Raw genomic sequence first — 21,092 nt, forward strand, 5'->3', positions numbered from 1 at the left:
GTGAATAACATTCACCCCTGCAATTTGTCATGTTTACTTCTTTACAGTTTAGGTATCCAGTGGCTGTCGTCACTGATGAATTGCTGCAGATTGTTAAGGCGGCTGCTCATTTTGCCAACCGTTTTGTAATAGGATTTGTCCTTGTTATACAGCGCTATGAATTCACGCGCGGCATTCTTCGCGCGGTCCTTGTTGCCGGCAACCTGCGCATTATATGCCTTGTTATATAAGGCAACCAGTTCGACAACGTTTTGGGACCGCTGCTTCTGAAGCTGGGCGGCTTGCGCTTGCTGAGCAGCCCGCGCTTGGGCCTGTCGTTCCGCTTCCGCCTTGGCCGCTGCCTCTTCCTGAGCCTGCCTTTTCTTCTTCTCTTCCTGCTGGGCTAAATACGCCTCGTATTTTGCCTGATTATCATATTTCTCCTGCAGCGCCTGCTTCTTCTTTTTCTCCTCAAGCGATGCCAGATAAGCTTCATACTTCGCCTGCTTATCATACTTTGCCTGAAGCTCGGATTTCTCCTGCTCTTTGCGCACCAACTCGGCTTCCTCGGCCTTCTTCGCCTCTTCCGCCTTCAAGCGTTCCTCTTCGGCTTTTTTGGCCTCCGCTTCCTTCTTTGCAGCCTCCTCCTGCTGCTTCTGCGCTTCTTCCTCCTGCTTGCGCGCAGCCTCTTCTTTCTCCTGGGCCTGCTGCTCCGCTAAACGCTGGGCATCCATCTGGCGGTTCTCGGCCTTCTCAGCCAGAATCTGATTGACCGTAATCGCGGAACCCGCCAGGATCACGATGGCCGCAGCGGTGGAGAGCATGAATTTGCGGGATGACAACAAGGCTTTAATCCCTTTGTTGGATGATTCTTCAGCGGGGCGCAGCTGCTCCTCCAGTCCCTGTATGGCGGCGGCGAGCTCCACTTCAAGCGGACTGTCCTTCTTGACGAAGTGATACGCCGAACGGAATATTTCCAATGCTCCGGAAAGATTGCCTGCCTTCTCCAAGTCGCGCGCCTGATGAAACAAGCGTCCTACCACATTGTCGTTAACCTCTCGCGTGCCCGGCTCGATTCCAAGCGATGCCATGATGTCTGCAGGCACCTCCCGGGAACGCTCAGAGCCGGATTCATCCGAACTTTCTTCCTGGGCAGCCGCAGCGGCAGTGGCAGCCGGTGCTTCTTCCACCACTTCTTCCTCACTAACCGAGGATAAAGCGATGAGCCACTCGCCAAAGGTAGGGCAGCTGCTCAAATCCTGACTGTCCCAAGCTCTGCCGAACAGATCCGAGATCCGTGTGCCCCACCGCTGACCCAGCGATTTTTTAAGCAAAAAATAACGTTCGCACGGAGTCTGCATTTCATGCTGATCAAAATAGCTTTCGCCCCATGCCCGATTCACGATAGCCGGATCGCTCCACCCCAGCATCTCGGCAATGATGACGGCCCCTGCAAAACGATCGGCATACGCGCTCCATAACCCGCTGTGCACCGTTCGATGCGCCGCATATCCCGGCGAGCCGGCGAGCAAAACGTCGGGACGGTCCATTTTTGGACTGTACATCTGCTCGACATCGACAAGCTCCACGGCGGCAGCGCCTTCCGGCAGCTTCACTTCCGAAAAAAACGGAAGCATGACATTGGGCGCAGACAGATCGCAATGCGCCAATCCGCGCTGCTCCATGCTTGAGCCGATGGCTGCCAAAGCCTTGGCAAGCATCAGGCTTTCGGAACGTCCCAGATTACGCTGATCGCTTATAACGTCAAACCAAGTACATCCATGAATCCATGGCATGATGACCGCGTAGAGCAAATCCGGATATTCCGCTATCAAATCTCCGTTTCTTTCGGGAGTGAGCACCTCTCGACTGCTTACCTGCAAACCCGGTATCTCGCGATAATTCCCCATATGCTCGGATTGATAAACCATAGCCGGAATTCTGAACTTAGGAAAAAACACTTTTAGTGCTTTGGCTTCGTGCAGCTCCCCATTCACGGGAATCAGCTGATAGACGATCCCTTGCCTCCCTGCCTGGGCATAAGCTACGCCCGGTGCAGCCGGATGCTGCCCTACCGTATAAGCCGTTCCATTAACAACGATCCCATCGCCCGGGTTTGGCTGAAATGTCATGAACTTCACCCTCTCTTAACTCCATTACCTTGCTATATAACTCTATTAACCGATAGAACCGCGATTGATTCACGATTAACTACATTCTAAATATCCAAAATTGCAAGAAAACCGGGTTACCTACCACCCGGTTTATTTTGCCTATTAAACTATTATAATGCATCAGAAAGCAAAAGTCTCCGAATGATATTAACGGGATTCGTCAGCCATACGGAATTTCTGAGCGATCGCCTTCAGCTCATTGCTGATGCTGTCAAGCGTTTGTACGAAGGAGTTCATCAAGCGGCTTGCTTCCTGGAATTCCTGGAAGAAGCGCTGCTTCGTCATACCATCCCATTGACCTTCCATTCCGTTGATCGATTGCGTCAGGCTGTTAACGATTTGCTGACTTTGATCACCGCTCTGTTTAAATTGGTTCGCTACTTGCTCCACTTGTTCTGGCGTAATTAAAATACGTCCTGCCATTTATGTAACCTCCTTGAAATTCGTTTTCTGGTGACACTTGACATCTTAGCCCAGAAGACTCGGTTTATCAAAATGTCCTCAGACCTAATTTCGAGTTACCCTATACGTCCCAATTTGAAACATTTTCCATCCCGAATTTCCCGAATTCCCCAAATGGGATAGGGATTTAGTTGGCAATCCCAAACGAAGACGGATCGGTAAAGGTCCAGCTCTGCCCGGCTAATGCGGCCTGTTTAGCCGTTCCCCCGTTGTCTCCGCTGGACATGCCCACGGCTGCGGCTGCCGAACTCGGGTTCGATATAACCGTGCCGGAGTTACCATATTCCGGAAGTATGGACGAGCGCCCATCCATCCCGGAAGCGGCAAACAGAGCCGTCGGTGATACGGTGCTTACGATAGCATGCTCCAAAATCGTATGGTATTGATGATCCGTTTCTTGAAATTGATCGGCTTTGCTTTGAAGATGCTTGCCCAGCTGAGCAAGAAGAGCTCCCAGATGCTCTCCAAGACTCCGGGCAGACTGCCATTCATCAATAACCGCCGCTTTGAGAGACGTCTCCCAAACAAGGGATTCCATGGCTTGGTTGAGAGTTCTCGTTATCGCTAAATATTCATCGCCACTATGCTGCAGCTGACGGCTTAACGTCCGGAGAGACTCCGGCTCGACAGAAATACGCATTGGTCCTCACCTTTCATACAGGCTCTGTTACTGTTTCAGCCACATGAGTAACATATGACGAAACTGCTCTTTGGTCGCTGGCGCTGCGGTTAGCCAGTCCTGGTCTCCCTCCAGGCTCATACGCAGCAGCCAATTCATGGACTCGTTCACTATAAATGCTGCATTTTGACTTTCCCAGCTGATACCGTTCCAAATCGACAGCTGGAGTTCCCCCGAAGATACCTTGTTCTTCATGCATTTCGCCAAAGCGATTGAACCTTCCGCATCGTCCGTCAATCTGGCCAAACGATCGCCGATATCGTCGCAATTATGCTCGGTAACCGAGGTGTAGATATCGCCGAATTCCTTCCGGCTAAGCAACAGAGCCGGAATATCTCCCCAGTTTTGGTCGCTGAGGGCCAGATCCTGCACCAGTTGATCGCAGGTTTGTTCGATGGTACCGAGTTCGCTAAGCATGTAACACCGGTTGTCTTCATCGCTTCTGCATACTTGTATTACCCGTTCGTCAGTAACATGCAAATATCCTTCAAACGCCGAATCCTGATTTTCATATTTCAACCAGCACGCCCGTTCCGCAAGACCGGCAATAGCCACTCGTGAGAAGACTTCGGGTGGAATCGACAATTCCCCGCCTTCCTCTTGAATCAAATATTGCTTGCTTAGGAGCGATTGTTTGGTTTTCTCCCACTCAACCGCGATTTCTTCCGTTAAATATCCTACAAAAGGATCTTCAACACCAAGTAATCGGTCCGATCCGATAATTCCAGCCAAGAAGAAAAATTCCTTGTCATTCAGCGTGATCGTTTCTTGTTTGGAAGCATGAATTGTCAACATTATGAGCCACCTCCCCTCAAACTACAACATGCCATCGGTCGCGAATTTCTGTGACCCATCTTTGGGCGTTCCATTCCTCATCGAACGGAACTGCGCCTTTTATTCTGGAAAATTTACGTTTTACGTAGTACCCCTGTCCCGGCGGAAGTATTTTTAGTCCTCCAGGACTATTAGAAGATTCGGAAAAAGGAATCCGGAAGAACGATAAATCGTTGGAATCCAAGGTCCCGAATAAAAATCCGTTTTGAGCAGCCTTGATATCGGTAAACCAGTCGACGCCATACGTAGGGAAATCCGCCGGCACGCCGGCAATGACGACATGAACCCTGCGGTCCCTTCCCTGTCTGACGATGGCCGAGAGCTGGTCCTTCAAGGTGAAATCCGAAAGCTGCTTGCTGAGTACGTCGGCATCATCAATCATAAGCAGGATGGCCGGGTCCTCGCTCTCCTTCGACCGGGTCTGAACCCGCTCATAAAGGCTCGTAATGAGCGGCCCCAGATCCTCCTCGTTCTCCGCGTGGCCGCGGACATGCGGGAGATGGTTCATCCGGCTCAGGCCGCTGCTTCCATAGCGCGTATCCACCGTATAGATCTCCAGCTCATCCGGAGAAGTATGATATGCGAGCGATAGCATCCAGCTAAGAAGGAACGACGTCTTACCGCCTTCCATCGGACTGGCCACGATAAAATGAGGCCCATCCTCGAGATTGATCGCAAAAGGAGTCAGATCATCCGTAGCCACCCCGACGGGCACCTGATACTTCACCGTTGCGGCCGCTTCATAAGGCTTTTTCACCTTAAGCAGCTGATGGAGCGGAATCTTGTCCGGCAGCGATTCGATCCGCGGGGCTTCCTCGCCATGCCATGATTCATGGTGTACCCGAATCATGTCGCGAAGCGCTGCCGAACGGTCCCCCTCCTCCTGGCCGGAAGCCGGAAGTGCGGTCTGGAATTCAAGTGGAGGCACCTGGCCTTTGACCAGTCCTCTTCCTGGCGGAAGCTGGCTCGGGGCTCTCGTGGGACGACCCACCGCGTAATAATAGTCGGCCGGATCGGCAAGCTCGTACGATACCGCTTGCGAGATATTGCTCCGGACCTTCTCGAACATATCCGAAATCCGGTTCGCCGTGATGATAAACGTGATGCCCAGACTGCCGCCTTCCCGCAGCAGATATTCCAGCATATCATTCTCGTCCGGATAGGAATTCCTAAAGTTCAGATAACCGTCAATAACCACGACCAGCTGCGGAACCGTCACCGTGCTGCCACGTCGGTAGGAAGCAACGGTCTTCACGCCGGCCTCGGCGATCATGTCTTTGCGCACAGCGGCCGTTTTCGCAAGAAAACGGAACAGGCGCTTGATCCGATCATCTTCCTCTGCGGTCATGACTCCCCCGATATGCGGCAGTCCTGCAAAGTCCCGCATCATCCGGCCCATGTCCACGATATATCCATGCCAAAAGTCCGGGGTATATCGACTCGCCAAAGACATAAGCATCGTTTGAATAAAGGTTGTCTTTCCGAGCCCGGGCATCCCATATACGGCCCAGTGGCCTTGCTCCAGATTGAGCACCAGCGGCTTCTGGCATTGGTTAGGCAAATCGTCAACCATTCCGACATAAGACACGAGTGCCGAATCGCCGAACGTTACCGGCTGCTCGATGCCGGATTGCACTGACTCCAAATCCAGGCTCTCCGGAAGCGGTGGAAGCCAAGGCCCCTGCAGCCGCTCAATCCCTTGCGCCTTGGCCACTTCCGCTACATGGTCGATAAACACCTGCAGCTGTTTGGGCACTTCCAGATGCGCTCCCAGGGACGGAGTCGACGCAAGCAGCGGTTCCGTCTTCCCGTTGATCCGGACCTCGCGGATGGAGACAGCGCCAGGCGTATCCTTCTCTTCAACGTAAGGAGCGCCGCTCCAAGCAAATTGCATTTCTTCAAACACTTCATCGCTGCCCACCTGGAAGTAGCCTCGTCCGGGCTTGTTGATCCAGGCTGCATTCGGAATCTTCAGCATGTCGCGGCTGTCGCCTTCGCTTTGTACCCGAAGACAGATGCGGAAGCGCGAGTTACTCCAAATTTTATCGTCCACGACGCCGGCCGGCTTCTGCGTCGCCAAGATCAAATGGACACCCAGCGTTCGCCCGATTGCGGCGATGCTGATCAATTCATCCATAAATTCCGGCTGATCTTTCTTCAGCTGTGCAAATTCGTCAATGATAATGACGAGATGCGGGAGCGGCTCGCCATGGCGATTTCGCAGCAGCTTGTAATACTCGTCAATGTGCTGCAGGTTTCCCGCATCGTTCAATATTTTCTGGCGGCGGACCAATTCGGCTTTGAGCGACACCTTCGCCCGCTCGATCAGATTGTTGTCCAAATTCGTTATGGTGCCCACGACGTGCGGAAGGTTCACAAACGTATTGGACATGCCGCCGCCCTTATAGTCGATTAGCATGAATGCTAGATCATGAGGGTGAAACTCCGATGCCAGGGAAGCCACGATGGATTGGATAACCTCGCTTTTCCCGGAACCGGTCGTTCCCGCGATCAGGCCATGCGGACCATGACCTTGACGCTCTATTTTATCATGAAGATTCAAATTAATCTTCTTTCCGCCCGCTCGCACACCCATGGGAACGGGCAATGAATCCGGATATCGGTTCTGCTGCCAGCGTTTATAAACATCCAAATCGTTGATTTTCTGAATATCCATCATCTCGAATAGTGCCAAAACGCTAGGAATATCGGATGCAGAAGACCGCTTTAGCCGAATCGGCGCCATATACCGGGCCAATGCTTCGATCTGTTCCCTGCTGATATGATGGGATTGGAAGGATTGCTTGGAGACGGTGCCGTCCGGTTTCTTAATCGTGTACGCCGCCTGCTCCCGATCGACTTCGACGATAAGCTGGCAGTGCATCGGCAAGCTTTCTTTCCGGTCGGACAAGATGATGGTGACGGCGTCAGCCGCATCGGCATCTTCCATCAACAGAGGCAGCAGAGGTTCTTCCTCAATCAATTGGGCTGCGGATAGGATCACGACGTAAGCCGGCGTCTCAATCGATTTTTTTCCATGTTCGGAGCGATTGTTTTTACGCCGGTATAAATGGGTAAATATTTCATCAGCAAGCTGATGCGCATTGCTCCGTCGATCCGCAAGATAGCGGCTGGAACGGTCATCATCCCAGGTATGGGGCAGCCACCGCAGCCACTGCCATTCGCTCGCTTCCCTCTCCTCGTAGAAGGCGGCGATTTTCACTTCGTCAGGCGAGTGCCTGACGGCGGTTTGGGCCATCATGACGCGAAGCATGTTTAGTACGCGTTCTCTTCCGCCCACGATCCCGATGACCTTGGATTCGAATAACGGCAATGCAATAGAGGCATCGTCGACCGTCTGGAACTCGGATGACAGCAATTCGGCCGCTTCGATTAACGGGTCCTTATCATACCCGTCCGCACGGGGAGGCTTCACGTTAATGTGAAACGGAACCTCCCCCTTGCCCACGCAAATCTCCAAAAAGTCCTTATCTTCCGGGGAACGTTCCCACAAGCTGCTGCTCCGGTTCTTCACAACGTTATAACAGACGTCCGGATCCCCATGGATGTCAAACAGAATATGGACCTGATCCTCCTGCCGCTCCTTCAGTTCTTCCCGATGCAGATCAAGCTGAGCCCGGTACTTCTGATTGCGTTCGGCCAGGTTCTTCTGATAGGTCTTCTTGTTGCTTAAATACATGAAGAACGGCAGCGTGTAGGATGTCAGCATCATAAAGATGGAGAGCATCTGGAACATCATGTAATTGGGATTCCCCATCTTACCGCTTACGTTCATATAGACATAGAAACCGATCGTCGCCGCCGTCATAATAATCGGGATGATGATGGCAATCATCGAGAACGACGGTTTGCTTGGTTCGGACGGGGGTCTCAGAATTTCCAAGTCTTCATTCGGTAAAGCCGGTCTAATGCGCGGCGAACGTTGGTACAACACGTTCATATGTCACTTCCTCCTAATCCAAAGCATCTGAAATGTACAATTATGTATTTTGCTGTTTCAGTCAAAACCAATGGGTTACTTACCCAATGTCAGCTCTCTTGAAACAACGATCTTCTGCCATAGACAGGAGCTTCATCGGTGGTTGTCGAGAATGCCCGCTGCAAACGTACGTAGGACCCTTCCCTCAATCCCGCTTCAACCAGGTTAGAGTGGCCGCCTACCGTAAACCACAAGCCTTCCGGGAACTTCGCTTCTAATATATATTGAATTCCTTCACTCGAGGGTTCGCGAAAAAGACGTAATCCCAGCAGCTCGTTCAACCGTTCAATGGAGCATTCATCGGGTACGTCGATATCAAACCAATCATCTTCGTTTCGACCGCTGATCACGGTGAGTATCATCTGGTCAACCTGCCTTCCTCAAGATGGTAATCCTATGTTTATTCCATATTGAAAGCCCAATCACCTATTTCAATAGTTGCAAAAAATAGTTACATTATTGTAATAATATCATTCCACGGACAGTTCTGTCAATTTGTGTCATATTTCCTATTTCCTATTTCTGATGCGGATTTGTTGGTTCCGAGGAACTATTTATGTATTGATTATAGGGTAAATCCGGGTTTTCCGTCAGTAAAATCCCGTCGTTCACAAAAATGTCACGCTCATAAAAATGATGCTGATTAATTCTATGAATTTAAGGTTATTTTAAGATTGGCAATTTATAATGCAAATATCATGAAAAAACTTTCGTGAGGTGATTGATATGAAAACACTGATCATGTTCCAAAACAAGCCGGTTCCCGTTTATTTTACTACGGATAGCAAGCAGCCGGTTCAAAAGGTATTGAAACTGCTAACCAGCGCGCTTGACCATAAAATCCAAACCGGCAAAAAGGCGCTGCAAAAATGCCTCAACTCCCTCATCAGCATTGAAATCGAGGGATCCGAGGCAATTCTACACAGCAAAAGCGAAAACGACTCTCTTGCGCTATCTCTCTTTTAATATAAAAGAGGGGTAGCCCTTTTTTTGTTTGTCTCCATTATACCCCGTAATAACGATCCTCGGCTATCTGCGCCCGCTGAATTCGGATCTGGAACAATTTCACGAGATTTCTCCGCGTTGTGATCTCCTGGCAATTACTCAGCTTTTTTAATATAAACCGATCGATGGACATACTGTTCATCCCTCCATTCTTGTCTTGGAAAAACGACCCTATGTTCTGATAACTTCTATTAACCGTGCCTTTTCAAGATTAAACGAGACTTCCGCCGTTATACAAAGCTTCTCACGGTTCGACGATTTTTGATGCTGTACCCATTTTATGATCAGTACCTTGCATTATTCAGTACTAAATGATATCTTATTGTAGACCACTACTGAATATTAATTACTACCTCGTGATAACAGCATGATCATGGACTTACGAAAGGAGGTATCGCCGTATGAATGTCAGTATTCAATTCAAAAAGGGCGTTCTTGAACTCTGCGTGCTTGTGCTGATCCATCGCAAGGACCAATATGGCTACGAGCTGGCTCAAGCCGTCTCCCGGCATATCGAAGTAGCCGAAGGCGCCCTGTACCCTCTCCTTCGCAGGCTAGTTAATGAAGGCTACTGCACCACCTACCTCCAGGAATCGAGCGAGGGTCCCCCCCGTAAATATTATAAGCTGACGGACAGCGGAGTGATCTATATGCGATCTATGGTGAAGGAATGGCAAGCATTTGTAAGCAACGTGACCAATTTGATAGAGGAAGGGAATTTGTATGACTAAAAAACAGTTTATTTCGATTTTGGAATCTCGCCTTGCCGCGCTTCCTCCGGGGGAACGCCGGGAATTCATTCAGGATGTAGAGTCCCATTTTGTCATCGGCATGCAGAATGGGCGTTCCGAAGAGGAGATTGCCCGGGAACTTGGGGATCCTTTTGAAATGGCGAAGGAAGCGTTAGGCGACCGGTACGTGGATATGGAAATGCCTGCTCCCGCGGCGGTCAGAAGGCCGTCTGCCATAGGCAAATATGCGATAGGAACCGGTTTGTTCTTCTGTGCATTAGTGACCGTCCCGTTCCTTGCGGCATTATGGTCCGGTGGCGTCGCCATCGCTCTGGGAGCCCTGGCAACCTTGCTGAGCCCGGTGCTCGTTCTGCTCGATTACATCCTGAATGGAACGTTTTATCCGGCTAAATTATTCTTATCGATCTCCTTGATCGGAATCGGCATCTTCCTCGGTTATGCCACACGCTCGGCCATGGTCGGTTTGTTATCATTAACCTTGAGGTACTCCAGATGGAATACACGTTTGTTGAAGGGTCGTGACGCACTGTGAACAGAAAATGGTTGTTCAGCTTAGCAATCGCACTTATATTGGTAGGAATCATCGGCATGGCCGCAAACAAGTTTAAATTCGGGGAAGAGCTGGTCAGCTATCAGAACCGATGGGATCTGCAGGATGCCGTGAATTTGAAGAAATTAAAAATTACCAGCAGCATGAATATCAGCTTCGCTTTCGAGGATAGCGCCGATGCTAACGGGTATATCGCTTTTGACGGCAAGTTAAAGCCGGAGCATGTCGATATTCTTGAAGCTTTTGAGCCTGTAGGCCAAGAAATCGAATTAGATCTGAGTACTTCTGATTCTTTTCAGTTTATGAGCGTGAACTTTCATTCGCCGAAAGGGAGAATAACCATTGTCCTTCCTTCAAACACGAAACTCGAGGACCTCGATTTATCAACGTTCTCCAATAACATCCAGGTAAGCGGCGCTTCGTCCAAGTCGATTGCCATTTCCGTAAAGTCAGGCAACATCAACATGAACGGAATCGTAGCTGACCAGTTGAACGTAGAGAACATTTCGGGCAGTATTCGCGGCTCCGACATTCAGGCCTCCACTCAACTCGTCAATCATTCAGGAAACGTCGAATTGAAAGATATGGAAGGCCCCCTGGACATCGAGGTCACTTCCGGCAATGTAAACGTAGGATTGCTCGGCGTTTCGTCGGTGAATATCCTGTGCAGATCAGGCAACGTGAAAGTGCAGCCTGACCCTTCATTCCGCGGTTTCTATGACCTTAAGTCGCTCACCGGATCAATATCGGCGCCAGAGTCATTGAAGGAAACAACCGATACCATCCAAGTGGAAACCTACTCCGGCCATATCGATATCGTACACTAAGGCATTGTTGACAAACGATAGAAATGAAATATACTATAATTTATAAAGTAAACTATACAACAAGGAGAGTCTTCATACATGTCGAATGTACTATTCATCAAAGCAAACAACAGAGCGATCGAACAATCGGTCAGCGTAAAAATGTACCATGAGTTTCTGGAATCCTTCAAAGCAAGCCATCCGGAAGATCAAATCACGGAGCTTGACCTGTTCGCAGAGAATCTTCCATATTACGACGGAACAGCCATCAACGGTATGTTCAAAGCCGCCAAGGGTTTGGAAGCTACTCCTGAAGAGCAAGCGGCTGCTGCCAATGTCAGCAAATATCTTGACCAGTTCCTTGCCGCAGACAAAATCGTGCTGGCTTTCCCACTGTGGAACATGACCGTCCCTGCCGTTCTTCATACCTATATCGATTACCTGAACCAAGCAGGCAAAACGTTTAAATATACACCGCAAGGCGTGGTAGGTCTCGTGACCGGCAAAAAAGTCGTCATCCTGAATGCACGCGGCGGCAATTATTCCGAAGGTCCTATGGCTGCAGCAGAGATGGCTGTCAACTTCGTTATGGGCAATCTTCGTCAATGGGGCGTGCAGGATATCGAAACCCTCATCATCGAAGGCCACAACCAGTTCCCTGACGAAGCGGAAATGATCGTTCAGAACGGTCTTGAGCTTGTTAAAAAGGCCGCTGCCGGATTTTAATTGAACTTATACGTATTCACTCTTATAGCACTTCGAAAAAGCTGCCTTCACTGACCAAATCAGTGAAGGCAGCTTTTTTGCTTTCGTTTAAAGCGCATCCCACTGCGTCCATTCCTCGCGCGGGTTAAGAATATAGATTTCCTGATCCCGGCTCATATATCGATGATTGATAAATTCTCGCCGAATCGTCGCATAATCCTCGTGATAGCGCTTGATAAACGCATTGATGTCCTTTTCCGGATATTCCCTCCCCGCCTCTAGCTGCTCCACCAAAAATTCCAAGATGACCAGCTTCTTTTTATACTGTGCCGGGATGGACCGCAAGGATCCGTCCTTAGCAATAAAACTGCGAAGAACGGATGCTTTGTAGGCTTCTCGGGCAGTCTGTTCCATGATGGACTCCTCCTTTTTCGGCAAACAATTTAACGAATTTCTAATTTAATATCAATCTAATTAGATATTAATTAAATTACAATTGTTTGTCAATCTCTTTCTGCATCAGGCCCGCTGGGGCGGGAGTGCGATTCCCTGCATTCTGGATTTATCGCGATATTTGCTGTAGGATTATAATGCTGATAGATAGCGTAAGGTTAATACATAAGGAGGTTCATCATGCTCGACGTCTTAATTATCGGCGCAGGCCCATGCGGTCTAGCAGCTGCCATTGAGTGCGGCCGCCAGGGCCTCAGCTGCGAGATCATTGATAAACACAACGTAGTCCATTCCATTTATCTCTATCCGACCCATATGCAGTTTTTCAGTACGGCTGAAATGCTTGAAATCGGAGAAGTTCCGTTCGCCATATCGAATGACAAACCGTACCGGCACGAGGCGCTGGCCTATTATCGTCGGGTCGCCAAACATTTCAACCTGAATATCTCCCCATACGAAGAAGCCCTCACCATAACCAAGCAGCCTGACGGCAGCTTTCAGGTAAAGACGCGGCGCCGCGGCGGTGAAGAGACCCTTCGACAAGCCAAACACGTAGTCATTGCTACGGGTTATTTTGATCATCCGAATTATATTGGCATTCCTGGTGAAGACTTGGAGAAAGTAACCCATTATTTCAGGGAAGCCCATCCTTATGCCGGCATGAAAACAGCGATCATCGGCGGCAGCAATTCCGCGGTGGATGCAGCCATGGAGCTGATCCGTGTCGGGGCCGAGGTTACGATGGTCTACCGGGGCGAGGAAGTCTCGCAGAACATTAAACCTTGGGTTCGGCCCCTGTTCGACAGCATGGTTCAAAAAGGGCATATCCAGCTTCATCTCAACTCCCGCGTCGTTCAAATCGCGGAGTCTTCCATTACCGTCCTTTCGAATCAGGGACAAGAATCGATCATCGAAAACGACTTTGTATTGGCATTGACCGGGTTCCGTCCCGATCGCAAACTGCTCGCCTCTTCCGGCGTCCAGCTTGATGAAGATATGGAGAAACCTCTCTATAATCCGGATACGATGGAGACCAATGTTCCGGGACTGTACGTCGCCGGCGTAATTGCGTCCGGCCGTAATGCCAATGAGGTGTTCATTGAAACCGGCAGGCTGCACGGCCGATTGATCGCGGAGCATCTGGGCACAAAGGTGTAACCAACGTCTTTCAGCGTATATTCCCGGAAGACAACCCGCTTGTAATTGATGTTTTTTACGATATCAGGAAGGCTTGCTCATCGGTCATTCATACCTTCTGATATCTAAATCATAAGGAGTGATCTCCATTGGACGTTACCTCGCTCATTCTGCTGGCAATGGCGGGCCTGGGCATTATCAGCAGCAATTCCGCCGTGACCATAGCCATGCTGACATTGCTGCTCATCCGCGTCACCGGCTTCCAGCAAGCCTTCCCATGGCTTGAGAAATACGGGCTGACCCTCGGCATCATAATTCTCACCATTGGCGTAATGTCTCCGCTGGCGAGCGGCAAAATGAGTCTCCAAACGATCGGTGAATCCTTCCTGAATTGGAAGTCGCTTCTGGCCATCGCCGTCGGCATGCTTGTCGCCTATCTGGGCGGACGCGGAGCCACGCTGATGGGCAGCAACCCTACGGTAGTCGCCGGCCTGCTCGTCGGCACCGTGCTCGGGGTAGCCCTATTCCGCGGCGTGCCCGTCGGGCCGCTCATTGCAGCCGGCCTGCTTTCCTTACTTATCGGCAAATCGTGAAGTCTCACGGCGCAAAGGATATTTTATAGGTAAATAGGATAAAGGCCAATAACCTCCCTGCCGGTTTCATGAACCTTAAGGGAGGTTTATTTGTTCTATATTTAAGTACCATGCCGGACGGGACGTTACCATATATAGTCTATTTTATGGTATGATAGCTATCGTATTTTAACGGCTTTTCCCGTATTTCCCTACGAATTAGGATGTATCAGGAGGTAACACAATTGTCTTCAACGAATACCGAATCGGCCGCTGCCCCGTTAAAGCAGCTTCCCATGCTGCTCTTCAGGCAGCTAAGGCCGAAGCAATGGACCAAAAATTTGTTAATATTTGCAGCCCCCCTCTTCTCGTTTGAAACGGTAAATCCGGGGTCGCTTGTTGAAACCTTGATCGGTTTCTTCCTGCTGTCCTTCGTTTCGGGCTGCGTCTACATTGTGAACGATTATGCCGATCGCGAAGCGGATCGCAACCATCCGGTGAAGAAATACCGGCCCATGGCCTCGGGAGCACTCCCGCCTAAGCTGGCTGTCGTGTTCGGCATACTGCTGCTGATCGCTTCGCTGGCCGTCTCTTATCTGCTCAATCCGCTGTTTACCGCATTACTGCTGCTCTATTTTGCCATGAACGTAGCTTATTCCTTCCGGCTGAAACATGTTGTCATCATCGACATCATGATTATCGCGACCGGGTTTGTGCTGCGCGCCATCGCAGGCGGGCTCGTCATTCACGTCCCGTTCACGCCCTGGTTCCTTTTATGTACCATGCTGCTATCGCTCTTCCTGGCGATCGGCAAGAGACGGCATGAGCTTCATCTGCTGCAGCATGACAAGGGCTCTCACCGCAAGGTCCTTGATCAATACTCGTTTGATCTGCTCGACCAGATGAGCAGCATCGTTACAACGGCAACCATCATCAGCTATTCGCTCTTTACCTTTACGTCAGGCAGGACCGTTCATCTTATGTGGACCATTCCGCTCGTCATCTACGGGATGTTCCGATATCTTTATCTGATTCATATCGAGAAAAAGGGCGGAGCCCCGGACCGGGTGCTCCTGGAGGACTCGCACATCCTGGTCACCGTGATCCTCTATGTCATCAGCGTTATCGGAATATTGATCTATTTTGAGTAATTAAAAAAACGGCAATTGAGGGAAATTTTATGAATCAGAAATTCGCTATTTTTGACATCGACAAAACGGTCATCCATACGGACTCCATGTTCCAATTTTTGAAGTACGGCATACGAAAACACCCTTCCACGACACCGGTCATCCTGAAAGTCGTACTGCATTCCCTGCTCTACAAGCTCCGTCTCCTGGAAGCCGAAAAGGCAAAAAGCGCGTATTTTCATGCGATGCGCCATCTGGATGACGCCGACCTGAAGCATTTTTACGAAACGGAATTGAAGCCTGCCATCTTCCCGGATGCCCTGAAGGAAATGCAGCTGAAGAAAAGCGAGGGCTATCATGTCCTGCTCGTAACCGCGTCCCCCGACGCTTACATGAGATACTTTGCGGAGCTGCCCTGCGTCGACGCGGTCATTGCCACCAAATTATCCGTTCGGGATGGGCGTTTCACGTCGATGATTGAAGGAAACAACTGCAAGGGGGAGGAGAAAGTGAACCGGATTCGGCAATACTTAAGCGAGCAGCGGCTGGCCATTGATTACGACACTTCCTGCGCGTACTCCGATTCCTTATCCGATCTGCCGATGTTTCGGCTTGTTAAGCACAAATATTTGATCAATCAAAAGTCCGCCCATGGATGCGAGGGATTAACATGGAACAAGTAAAAGCGCAGAGCGCCCCGCGCCACTTAGGCAAGCTGTTTATGATCCTGTCGGCTTTTTTGACGGCGACCGGCCAGCTGTTCTGGAAATGGGGGCACGCCAATTTGGTGTATATGGGAATCGGGTTTGTCTGTTACGGCCTGGGAGCCATCCTCATGATCAAATCGTTTTCCCTGGAGAAGCTGTCCGTCGCTTATCCCCTAATGTGCATCAGCTATATCGTGGCTTTGTTTTATGGGGAGTTCTTTCTGGATGAGCCGTTAACCTTGAAAAAGCTGGCCGCCGTGGCCCTGCTTGGAATCGGGGTGACATTAACCTCCTATGAAAAGTGACGTGCTGCCGTACTTGCTTCTGCTCCTAATGACCTTGCTGGGCTCGCTGGGCAGCGTATTCTTCAAAGGATATACCGCGGGCAAACGGATCAAGCTGCTGCTGATCGGTTTTCTTAGCTACGGATTAGGTGCCTTGTTAAACATTTACCTGCTTGGGAAACTTCCGTATACGCTGGTGATGCCGGCCAATGCCCTTACGTTCCTGTGGGCGCTGCTATTTGCCAAACTGGTGTTCAAGGAAACCATCGGCATTCGAAAAATCGCAGGCGTTGCCTTTATCATATCCGGATTGCTGCTGCTGATCTGGTAAACGAATGCCGCCAGGCCGAATTTCAATACATATCACGGATAGATTGGTGGAACGAAAAACATGACTTTTTTCAGTTATTTATTTGGAAATAGAAAAGATAATTACACGGCGGTCGGGCTAAGCGTCTGCCTTGCCTTATGGTATGTGTTCATAAACCTTCCCTTTGTGACATACATCAAGGATCACGCAGCCGAATTGATGCCTCACAGTCCCTTCTACGGTGCGCCCTTTACGCTGAATCTATTTAACTTCGACCCTTCGATGGAGTATGGACCGGAAAATATTTCGATCATCCATCCGTTCATTAATTTTCTGACGAGTCCGCTAACAACGATGATCGGGAGCTCCAACCTCCCTTATCTTCTGATTCAATCCGTCTTGAACGCCTTTAGTGCAGCCTTGGTTTATTACATCGTTCGGCGAAGCGGAGCCGGCTGGCTGCTGTCCTTCGTAACGGCGGCTTTCTTCGGTATCAGCTCATATTCGCTGTTCACGGCATTCATTCCGGATTCATACGCGTATGCCCAATTCATGATCATTTTGTCGGCCGCTTATTTGCACTACAGCCGGTTGGAGGACCGGTATGCCGTCATGCCGAGTGCCTCCCTGGCCCTGATTAATTTCGGGATCACGTCCACGAATGTGGCAACGTTCGCGGGAGCGTTGCTGATCAGCCTGTTCGATCGACGCCGAATGGATACGTTCAAAAGGTTTATCATCATTATGCTGATTTTTCTGGGGATGGTGGTGATCGTCACCCTGCTTCAGCACTTGCTGTTCTCCGGTAAGTCATGGATCGCGAACGTGTTTTCAAGCGTGCAGAACGGTGCGCTCAGCTATGTTTCTCCCTTTTCATGGGAGCATCATTCCCGGGTCTTCTACATGCTGTTTGTAAGCCCGATCCTGTCGCCTGAGCTTGCCATGATCGATCCGGGAATCGCAGCGTTCGTGACAGATCTGGCCAAACCGTATCCGATCCATGTCCATATCGTCGGGATCGGGGTACTGCTCCTGGCTGTTCTGTCCTTCATCAAGGGCATCCGTTCCCGCGATACCTGGGCATTTTCCATCTATATTCTGTTTGCCATTCTGCTGCACATCATCGTGGGGTTCGGATTGGCCACATATGCTTACGATCTCTACCTCTACGCAGGACATTATCTGTTTGCGCTGTTCGTGCTTGCTGCGCTGTTCATTGCCAAGACGAAGAGCCTCCGGCTTCAACAAGTCCTCACCGGCGTCATGGCGCTGTTCCTGCTCATCACGCTGGTCAACAATATCGTGCTGCACGGTCATTCTCTGGACTATATTCAGACGACCTATGACACGGTGTTCAAACATATAGAGAAATAAGACTGGTAAACATATCAAAAGACCCGTCCCCTGAAGCATGGCCGAATGCCATGCCTAAGAAGGACGGGTCTTTCGTGTAATTAAGTCTCCAAATGCTGCACGTTGTACAGTCTGGCATAGCTTCCATCCAGAGTCATCAGCTCGCCGTGCGTGCCCTGCTCCGTAATTCTTCCATTCTCCAGCACAACGATTTGATCGGCGTGCGTTATGGTCGAAAGACGATGGGCGACGATCAATGTGGTGCGGTTGTTGGATAAGGATTGCAGCGCCTGCTGGATCAGATGCTCGGATTCCAAATCCAGCGCCGAGGTCGCCTCATCCAGCACCAGAATGTCCGGATCCTTGAGAAAGACGCGGGCGATCGCCAGTCTTTGCTTCTGACCTCCCGACAGCTTGACGCCGCGTTCGCCTACTTCCGTGTCATAGCCTTGCGGCAGCTGGGTAATGAAGTCATGGGCATTGGCGGCTTGGGCAGCGGCGACGATCGCAGCTTCATCCGCCTCCGGATTGCCGAACAGAATATTTTCACGGACGGTGCCGCTAAAGAGGAAGTTGTCCTGGAGGACCATGCCCACCGATCCGCGCAGGCTGTCCAGCGTCAAATCCCTGACATCGTGGCCGTTAATCTTCACAGCGCCCTGCTGCACATCGTAGAATCTCGGAATCAGTCCGATCAGGGACGATTTGCCGCCGCCGCTCATGCCGACGAACGCAATCGTCTGTCCCTGCTGAATGGTCAGGTTAATATCTTGAAGCACCCATCCCGCAGCGTCATTGTATTTGAAGGAAACACGGTCGAATTCGATCTGTCCCGCGGTCTTGAGCGTTTTGGCATTCGGACGGTCCACGATGTCATACGGCTCGTCCATAAGCTCCTTGACCCGCTCCAGCGACGCTGAGGCCTGCGTCAGCACCGTTGAAGAGTTAATCAGGCGGCGAAGAGGCGCATACAACCTGTCGAGATAACCGAAGAAGGCAACAAACGTGCCTAATGTCAGATCTCCCTGGATCACCCGGTAGCCCCCGTACCCGATAACCAGAATAGGCGCAATATCGGTCAGCGTGTTAATCACCGAGAAGGTCAGCGCATTCCAGCGCGTCTGGGCCATCGCTTTATTCAGGAAATTTCCGTTGATGCCTTCGAATTTCTTCTGATCATAACGCTCCAGGGTAAAGCTTCGGATGACCGAGATCCCTTGAATCCGCTCATGCAGGTATGCCTGAATGCCCGCGAGAGCCTGCGACCGGTCTTTGGTCAAGCGCTTAAGCCGTTTATAGAGTAAGTTCACCGCTAGTCCGTAGAGAGGCAGAATCGAGATGGCAACCAGCGTCAAAACGGGATTCATGAAGAACATGACCACTAATACGAACAGCAGTGTGAACATATCCAGCCAGATGTTCATCATACCGACTTCCACCAGGTTTTTCGATTGCTCCACATCATTGATAAAACGCGATATTGCCTCGCCTACCTTGGTATTCTGGTAGTAACGAAGGGACAACCGCTGCAGATGCGCATACAGTCGGTTACGCATATCAAACAAAATACGGCTCGTAATGAACTGCGCAAAATACTGCCGCAGGTATTCCACCGGACCGCGAACGATGACAAACAGCACCAGCGTGCCTCCAAGAATCCACATCAGATCCTGGATTTTCTGCTCGATGCTCATCTGCTGATTGATCAGCAGATCATCCACGACATATTTCATGATCATGGGCAGCAATAACGGGATCGCGAATTTGATCATGCCGATGATGAGGGTGAGAATGATCCACTTCATATACGGCTTAACGAACGGATAATAGATTTTCCATGACTTCAAAGGTGAATCACAGCCCCTTTCTTCAGATTATAGAATGCACAACGTTTTCTGCGAAGGTGAACTCCTTCGATAATCGCAAGAAAAACGCCCTTCTAAACACTGTCTGCCTTCTGTAAAGGTGCAACGATGGAGGTCTTTCTCAAGGGACATCCATCTTGTGACAGACGAAGAGCAGTTGACATTTGAGAGCTTCAATGCTTTATTAGTTCTAAACTCATGAAATGTATCATGTCTGCAGGAGGATTTAGTCATGACCAGAATTTTCGTGACGGAGGCGGTCATGCTGGCCATTTACGGTCAGCTGTTAGTACCACCCAAACCCGTCGAATACATCATTCCATATACCACGATTTTGGAATTATATGAGCTTCATACAACGGAGGAACATCTCATGAATAGCAGTGCTGATGACCAGCACGTCAAAATAAAGATCGGCGAATTGATATCGTATTTCGAAGAGCCGCTGAACAAAAAGAAAATCGAGCGGGCCCTCCAGGTTCCCTGGTCCAAAAGTCCGACCATTCCCGTTAGCGAAACCACTCGGGTCTCGGTCATGAACACCATGGACACCGCACCGTACGGAGAGTCCTTCGATCCCATTGAGACCGAACTGCTGCTGGCTTCCCAAAAAGCGGAGGCTCCCATATTGACGGATCAATACGAGTTGATTCAGCGCATCGTTGAAAGCGCTCTTCCCGTACAGGTCTATGATATCGACGATTTTGACTTTGCACTGGAGGTCCCGTTATCCGGGCAGCCGTAAGTATCCTGTGTACTTGCTTACACAAGGCAAAAGGAGTCCCTTCCCCGGTTTGAATGGGGCAGGGACTCCTCATGTTGACCGAAAAAAATTCCCCGTGCGGGGAATTTAAAGCATGCACATCTGCCGCCACGAACGAGCCTCAGCTCTTCTTTTTTATCTTATCCAGCAAGCGGATCGTGATCGCATCCATAGGGGGCAATGCCTGGAAATCAAAATATTTAAGAGATACTTCCGTATTCGGAGACAAATGAATGGCGCTGTGCAGACCGGTTGCCGCGTAAACGCCGATTACATAATATACCTCATCTCCACCAAGCTGCTTCTTCATATACTCCGGACCTGATACAAGGTCCAAGAGTCGCATATCGTCCGCGGTCAGGCCGCTCTCTTCCCACAGCTCTCTGGAGGCTGTGTCTTCAAGAGCTTCGCCGGGCTTCAGGTTTCCGATCGGAAGTCCCCACTCGTCCCTGTTCTGACGTTTCAGGAGCAGAATCTCTCCGTTATCGTTCAGCACAAGCACCGCCGCTTTCACACGGACCACCGAACGTTTGCCGATATACTGGCGAATATCACGGTGATATACGCTCATC

General features: G+C 50.3%; 23 protein-coding genes. 13 read left to right on the forward strand and 10 right to left on the reverse strand.

The window, feature by feature from the left end; genetic code table 11:
* Positions 1-41: 41 nt before the first annotated feature.
* The 6 genes from M1D70_RS19765 to M1D70_RS19790 all read right to left on the reverse strand — a co-directional run bounded on the left by M1D70_RS19765 (position 42) and on the right by M1D70_RS19790 (position 8,490).
* Positions 42-2,111: a hypothetical protein gene (locus tag M1D70_RS19765; RefSeq protein ID WP_456287746.1), complete on the reverse strand. Its 2,070-nt coding sequence runs from the start codon at positions 2,109-2,111 to the stop codon at positions 42-44.
* Between the two features lie 189 nt (positions 2,112-2,300).
* Positions 2,301-2,576 carry a WXG100 family type VII secretion target gene (locus M1D70_RS19770; protein ID WP_006211202.1) on the reverse strand — a complete coding sequence of 92 codons (276 nt, stop codon included), beginning with the start codon at positions 2,574-2,576 and terminating at the stop codon, positions 2,301-2,303.
* 166 nt (positions 2,577-2,742) lie between these two features.
* A complete protein-coding gene (locus tag M1D70_RS19775; RefSeq protein WP_456287747.1) occupies positions 2,743-3,255 on the reverse strand; it encodes a WXG100 family type VII secretion target in 513 nt (170 codons plus the stop codon).
* Positions 3,256-3,282: 27 nt separating this feature from the next.
* A complete protein-coding gene (locus tag M1D70_RS19780) occupies positions 3,283-4,089 on the reverse strand; it encodes a hypothetical protein (RefSeq protein ID WP_015736243.1) in 807 nt (268 codons plus the stop codon).
* Positions 4,090-4,105: 16 nt separating this feature from the next.
* A complete protein-coding gene (gene essC, locus M1D70_RS19785) occupies positions 4,106-8,089 on the reverse strand; it encodes a type VII secretion protein EssC (RefSeq protein ID WP_456287748.1) in 3,984 nt (1,327 codons plus the stop codon).
* A gap of 89 nt (positions 8,090-8,178) precedes the next feature.
* The gene (locus M1D70_RS19790) at positions 8,179-8,490 is read right to left on the reverse strand and encodes a hypothetical protein (RefSeq protein WP_009590697.1); all 312 of its coding nucleotides are present in this window, start codon (positions 8,488-8,490) and stop codon (positions 8,179-8,181) included.
* A 364-nt stretch (positions 8,491-8,854) separates the two neighbouring features.
* Between M1D70_RS19790 and M1D70_RS19795 the strand changes: the two genes are divergently transcribed.
* Entirely contained in the window at positions 8,855-9,094 is a 240-nt protein-coding gene (locus tag M1D70_RS19795) for a hypothetical protein (protein WP_006211206.1), read from the forward strand.
* 37 nt (positions 9,095-9,131) lie between these two features.
* Here the strand turns inward: M1D70_RS19795 and M1D70_RS19800 are convergent, their stop codons facing one another.
* Positions 9,132-9,266: a hypothetical protein gene (locus M1D70_RS19800; RefSeq protein ID WP_009590662.1), complete on the reverse strand. Its 135-nt coding sequence runs from the start codon at positions 9,264-9,266 to the stop codon at positions 9,132-9,134.
* A gap of 268 nt (positions 9,267-9,534) precedes the next feature.
* Between M1D70_RS19800 and M1D70_RS19805 the strand changes: the two genes are divergently transcribed.
* The 4 genes from M1D70_RS19805 (at position 9,535) to M1D70_RS19820 (ending at position 11,967) form a co-directional block, all read left to right on the forward strand.
* Positions 9,535-9,864 carry a PadR family transcriptional regulator gene (locus M1D70_RS19805; protein ID WP_009590638.1) on the forward strand — a complete coding sequence of 110 codons (330 nt, stop codon included), beginning with the start codon at positions 9,535-9,537 and terminating at the stop codon, positions 9,862-9,864.
* The gene (locus M1D70_RS19810; RefSeq protein ID WP_456287749.1) at positions 9,857-10,417 is read left to right on the forward strand and encodes a DUF1700 domain-containing protein; all 561 of its coding nucleotides are present in this window, start codon (positions 9,857-9,859) and stop codon (positions 10,415-10,417) included. The genes M1D70_RS19805 and M1D70_RS19810 overlap by 8 nt, the downstream gene beginning before the upstream one ends.
* A complete protein-coding gene (locus tag M1D70_RS19815) occupies positions 10,414-11,262 on the forward strand; it encodes a DUF4097 family beta strand repeat-containing protein (protein WP_456287750.1) in 849 nt (282 codons plus the stop codon). Before M1D70_RS19810 ends, M1D70_RS19815 begins: the two co-directional genes overlap by 4 nt.
* 78 nt (positions 11,263-11,340) lie before the next feature.
* On the forward strand, positions 11,341-11,967 hold the full coding sequence (locus tag M1D70_RS19820) for an FMN-dependent NADH-azoreductase (RefSeq protein WP_009590690.1): 627 nt from the start codon (positions 11,341-11,343) through the stop codon (positions 11,965-11,967).
* A gap of 87 nt (positions 11,968-12,054) precedes the next feature.
* Here the strand turns inward: M1D70_RS19820 and M1D70_RS19825 are convergent, their stop codons facing one another.
* Positions 12,055-12,360, reverse strand: a complete 306-nt coding sequence (locus M1D70_RS19825; RefSeq protein ID WP_009590655.1) for a DUF2087 domain-containing protein — start codon at positions 12,358-12,360, stop codon at positions 12,055-12,057.
* A 219-nt stretch (positions 12,361-12,579) separates the two neighbouring features.
* Between M1D70_RS19825 and M1D70_RS19830 the strand changes: the two genes are divergently transcribed.
* From M1D70_RS19830 to M1D70_RS19860, 7 genes are all read left to right on the forward strand, one after another.
* Entirely contained in the window at positions 12,580-13,557 is a 978-nt protein-coding gene (locus tag M1D70_RS19830; protein WP_009590683.1) for a YpdA family putative bacillithiol disulfide reductase, read from the forward strand.
* A gap of 128 nt (positions 13,558-13,685) precedes the next feature.
* On the forward strand, positions 13,686-14,129 hold the full coding sequence (locus M1D70_RS19835; RefSeq protein WP_009590654.1) for a DUF441 domain-containing protein: 444 nt from the start codon (positions 13,686-13,688) through the stop codon (positions 14,127-14,129).
* 275 nt (positions 14,130-14,404) lie between these two features.
* Positions 14,405-15,259 (forward strand): decaprenyl-phosphate phosphoribosyltransferase, encoded by an 855-nt coding sequence (locus M1D70_RS19840; protein ID WP_456290468.1) that lies wholly within the window; start codon positions 14,405-14,407, stop codon positions 15,257-15,259.
* 29 nt (positions 15,260-15,288) lie between these two features.
* Positions 15,289-15,921, forward strand: coding sequence for an HAD-IB family hydrolase (locus M1D70_RS19845; RefSeq protein ID WP_009590646.1), 633 nt, complete (start codon positions 15,289-15,291; stop codon positions 15,919-15,921).
* On the forward strand, positions 15,909-16,250 hold the full coding sequence (locus M1D70_RS19850; RefSeq protein WP_009590672.1) for an EamA family transporter: 342 nt from the start codon (positions 15,909-15,911) through the stop codon (positions 16,248-16,250). Before M1D70_RS19845 ends, M1D70_RS19850 begins: the two co-directional genes overlap by 13 nt.
* The gene (locus tag M1D70_RS19855) at positions 16,240-16,560 is read left to right on the forward strand and encodes an EamA family transporter (protein WP_036671549.1); all 321 of its coding nucleotides are present in this window, start codon (positions 16,240-16,242) and stop codon (positions 16,558-16,560) included. Before M1D70_RS19850 ends, M1D70_RS19855 begins: the two co-directional genes overlap by 11 nt.
* 165 nt (positions 16,561-16,725) lie before the next feature.
* On the forward strand, positions 16,726-17,913 hold the full coding sequence (locus M1D70_RS19860) for a DUF6080 domain-containing protein (protein ID WP_456287751.1): 1,188 nt from the start codon (positions 16,726-16,728) through the stop codon (positions 17,911-17,913).
* Between the two features lie 80 nt (positions 17,914-17,993).
* Here the strand turns inward: M1D70_RS19860 and M1D70_RS19865 are convergent, their stop codons facing one another.
* Positions 17,994-19,739: an ABC transporter ATP-binding protein gene (locus M1D70_RS19865; protein ID WP_009590722.1), complete on the reverse strand. Its 1,746-nt coding sequence runs from the start codon at positions 19,737-19,739 to the stop codon at positions 17,994-17,996.
* Between the two features lie 250 nt (positions 19,740-19,989).
* Between M1D70_RS19865 and M1D70_RS19870 the strand changes: the two genes are divergently transcribed.
* The gene (locus M1D70_RS19870; RefSeq protein ID WP_009590651.1) at positions 19,990-20,502 is read left to right on the forward strand and encodes a hypothetical protein; all 513 of its coding nucleotides are present in this window, start codon (positions 19,990-19,992) and stop codon (positions 20,500-20,502) included.
* A gap of 139 nt (positions 20,503-20,641) precedes the next feature.
* On the opposite strand, the gene M1D70_RS19875 is transcribed toward M1D70_RS19870, so the two are convergent.
* On the reverse strand, positions 20,642-21,091 hold the full coding sequence (locus M1D70_RS19875; RefSeq protein ID WP_456287752.1) for an NUDIX domain-containing protein: 450 nt from the start codon (positions 21,089-21,091) through the stop codon (positions 20,642-20,644).
* Position 21,092: the final 1 nt, after the last annotated feature.

The organism is Paenibacillus sp. AK002 (assembly GCF_053903045.1).

Bases quoted from the DNA above. Each gene is read 5' to 3' on its own strand.
- M1D70_RS19840 (WP_456290468.1), top strand. From the start codon at position 14,405: ATGCTGCTCTTCAGGCAGCTAAGGCCGAAGCAATGGACCAAAAATTTG.
- M1D70_RS19790 (WP_009590697.1), bottom strand. From the start codon at position 8,490: ATGATACTCACCGTGATCAGCGGTCGAAACGAAGATGATTGGTTTGAT.
- M1D70_RS19820 (WP_009590690.1), top strand. From the start codon at position 11,341: ATGTCGAATGTACTATTCATCAAAGCAAACAACAGAGCGATCGAACAA.
- M1D70_RS19825 (WP_009590655.1), bottom strand. From the start codon at position 12,360: ATGGAACAGACTGCCCGAGAAGCCTACAAAGCATCCGTTCTTCGCAGT.
- M1D70_RS19875 (WP_456287752.1), bottom strand. From the start codon at position 21,091: ATGAGCGTATATCACCGTGATATTCGCCAGTATATCGGCAAACGTTCG.
- M1D70_RS19855 (WP_036671549.1), top strand. From the start codon at position 16,240: ATGAAAAGTGACGTGCTGCCGTACTTGCTTCTGCTCCTAATGACCTTG.
- M1D70_RS19845 (WP_009590646.1), top strand. From the start codon at position 15,289: ATGAATCAGAAATTCGCTATTTTTGACATCGACAAAACGGTCATCCAT.
- M1D70_RS19850 (WP_009590672.1), top strand. From the start codon at position 15,909: ATGGAACAAGTAAAAGCGCAGAGCGCCCCGCGCCACTTAGGCAAGCTG.
- essC (WP_456287748.1), bottom strand. From the start codon at position 8,089: ATGAACGTGTTGTACCAACGTTCGCCGCGCATTAGACCGGCTTTACCG.
- M1D70_RS19800 (WP_009590662.1), bottom strand. From the start codon at position 9,266: ATGTCCATCGATCGGTTTATATTAAAAAAGCTGAGTAATTGCCAGGAG.
- M1D70_RS19870 (WP_009590651.1), top strand. From the start codon at position 19,990: ATGACCAGAATTTTCGTGACGGAGGCGGTCATGCTGGCCATTTACGGT.
- M1D70_RS19830 (WP_009590683.1), top strand. From the start codon at position 12,580: ATGCTCGACGTCTTAATTATCGGCGCAGGCCCATGCGGTCTAGCAGCT.
- M1D70_RS19775 (WP_456287747.1), bottom strand. From the start codon at position 3,255: ATGCGTATTTCTGTCGAGCCGGAGTCTCTCCGGACGTTAAGCCGTCAG.
- M1D70_RS19810 (WP_456287749.1), top strand. From the start codon at position 9,857: ATGACTAAAAAACAGTTTATTTCGATTTTGGAATCTCGCCTTGCCGCG.
- M1D70_RS19770 (WP_006211202.1), bottom strand. From the start codon at position 2,576: ATGGCAGGACGTATTTTAATTACGCCAGAACAAGTGGAGCAAGTAGCG.
- M1D70_RS19780 (WP_015736243.1), bottom strand. From the start codon at position 4,089: ATGTTGACAATTCATGCTTCCAAACAAGAAACGATCACGCTGAATGAC.
- M1D70_RS19795 (WP_006211206.1), top strand. From the start codon at position 8,855: ATGAAAACACTGATCATGTTCCAAAACAAGCCGGTTCCCGTTTATTTT.
- M1D70_RS19765 (WP_456287746.1), bottom strand. From the start codon at position 2,111: ATGACATTTCAGCCAAACCCGGGCGATGGGATCGTTGTTAATGGAACG.
- M1D70_RS19805 (WP_009590638.1), top strand. From the start codon at position 9,535: ATGAATGTCAGTATTCAATTCAAAAAGGGCGTTCTTGAACTCTGCGTG.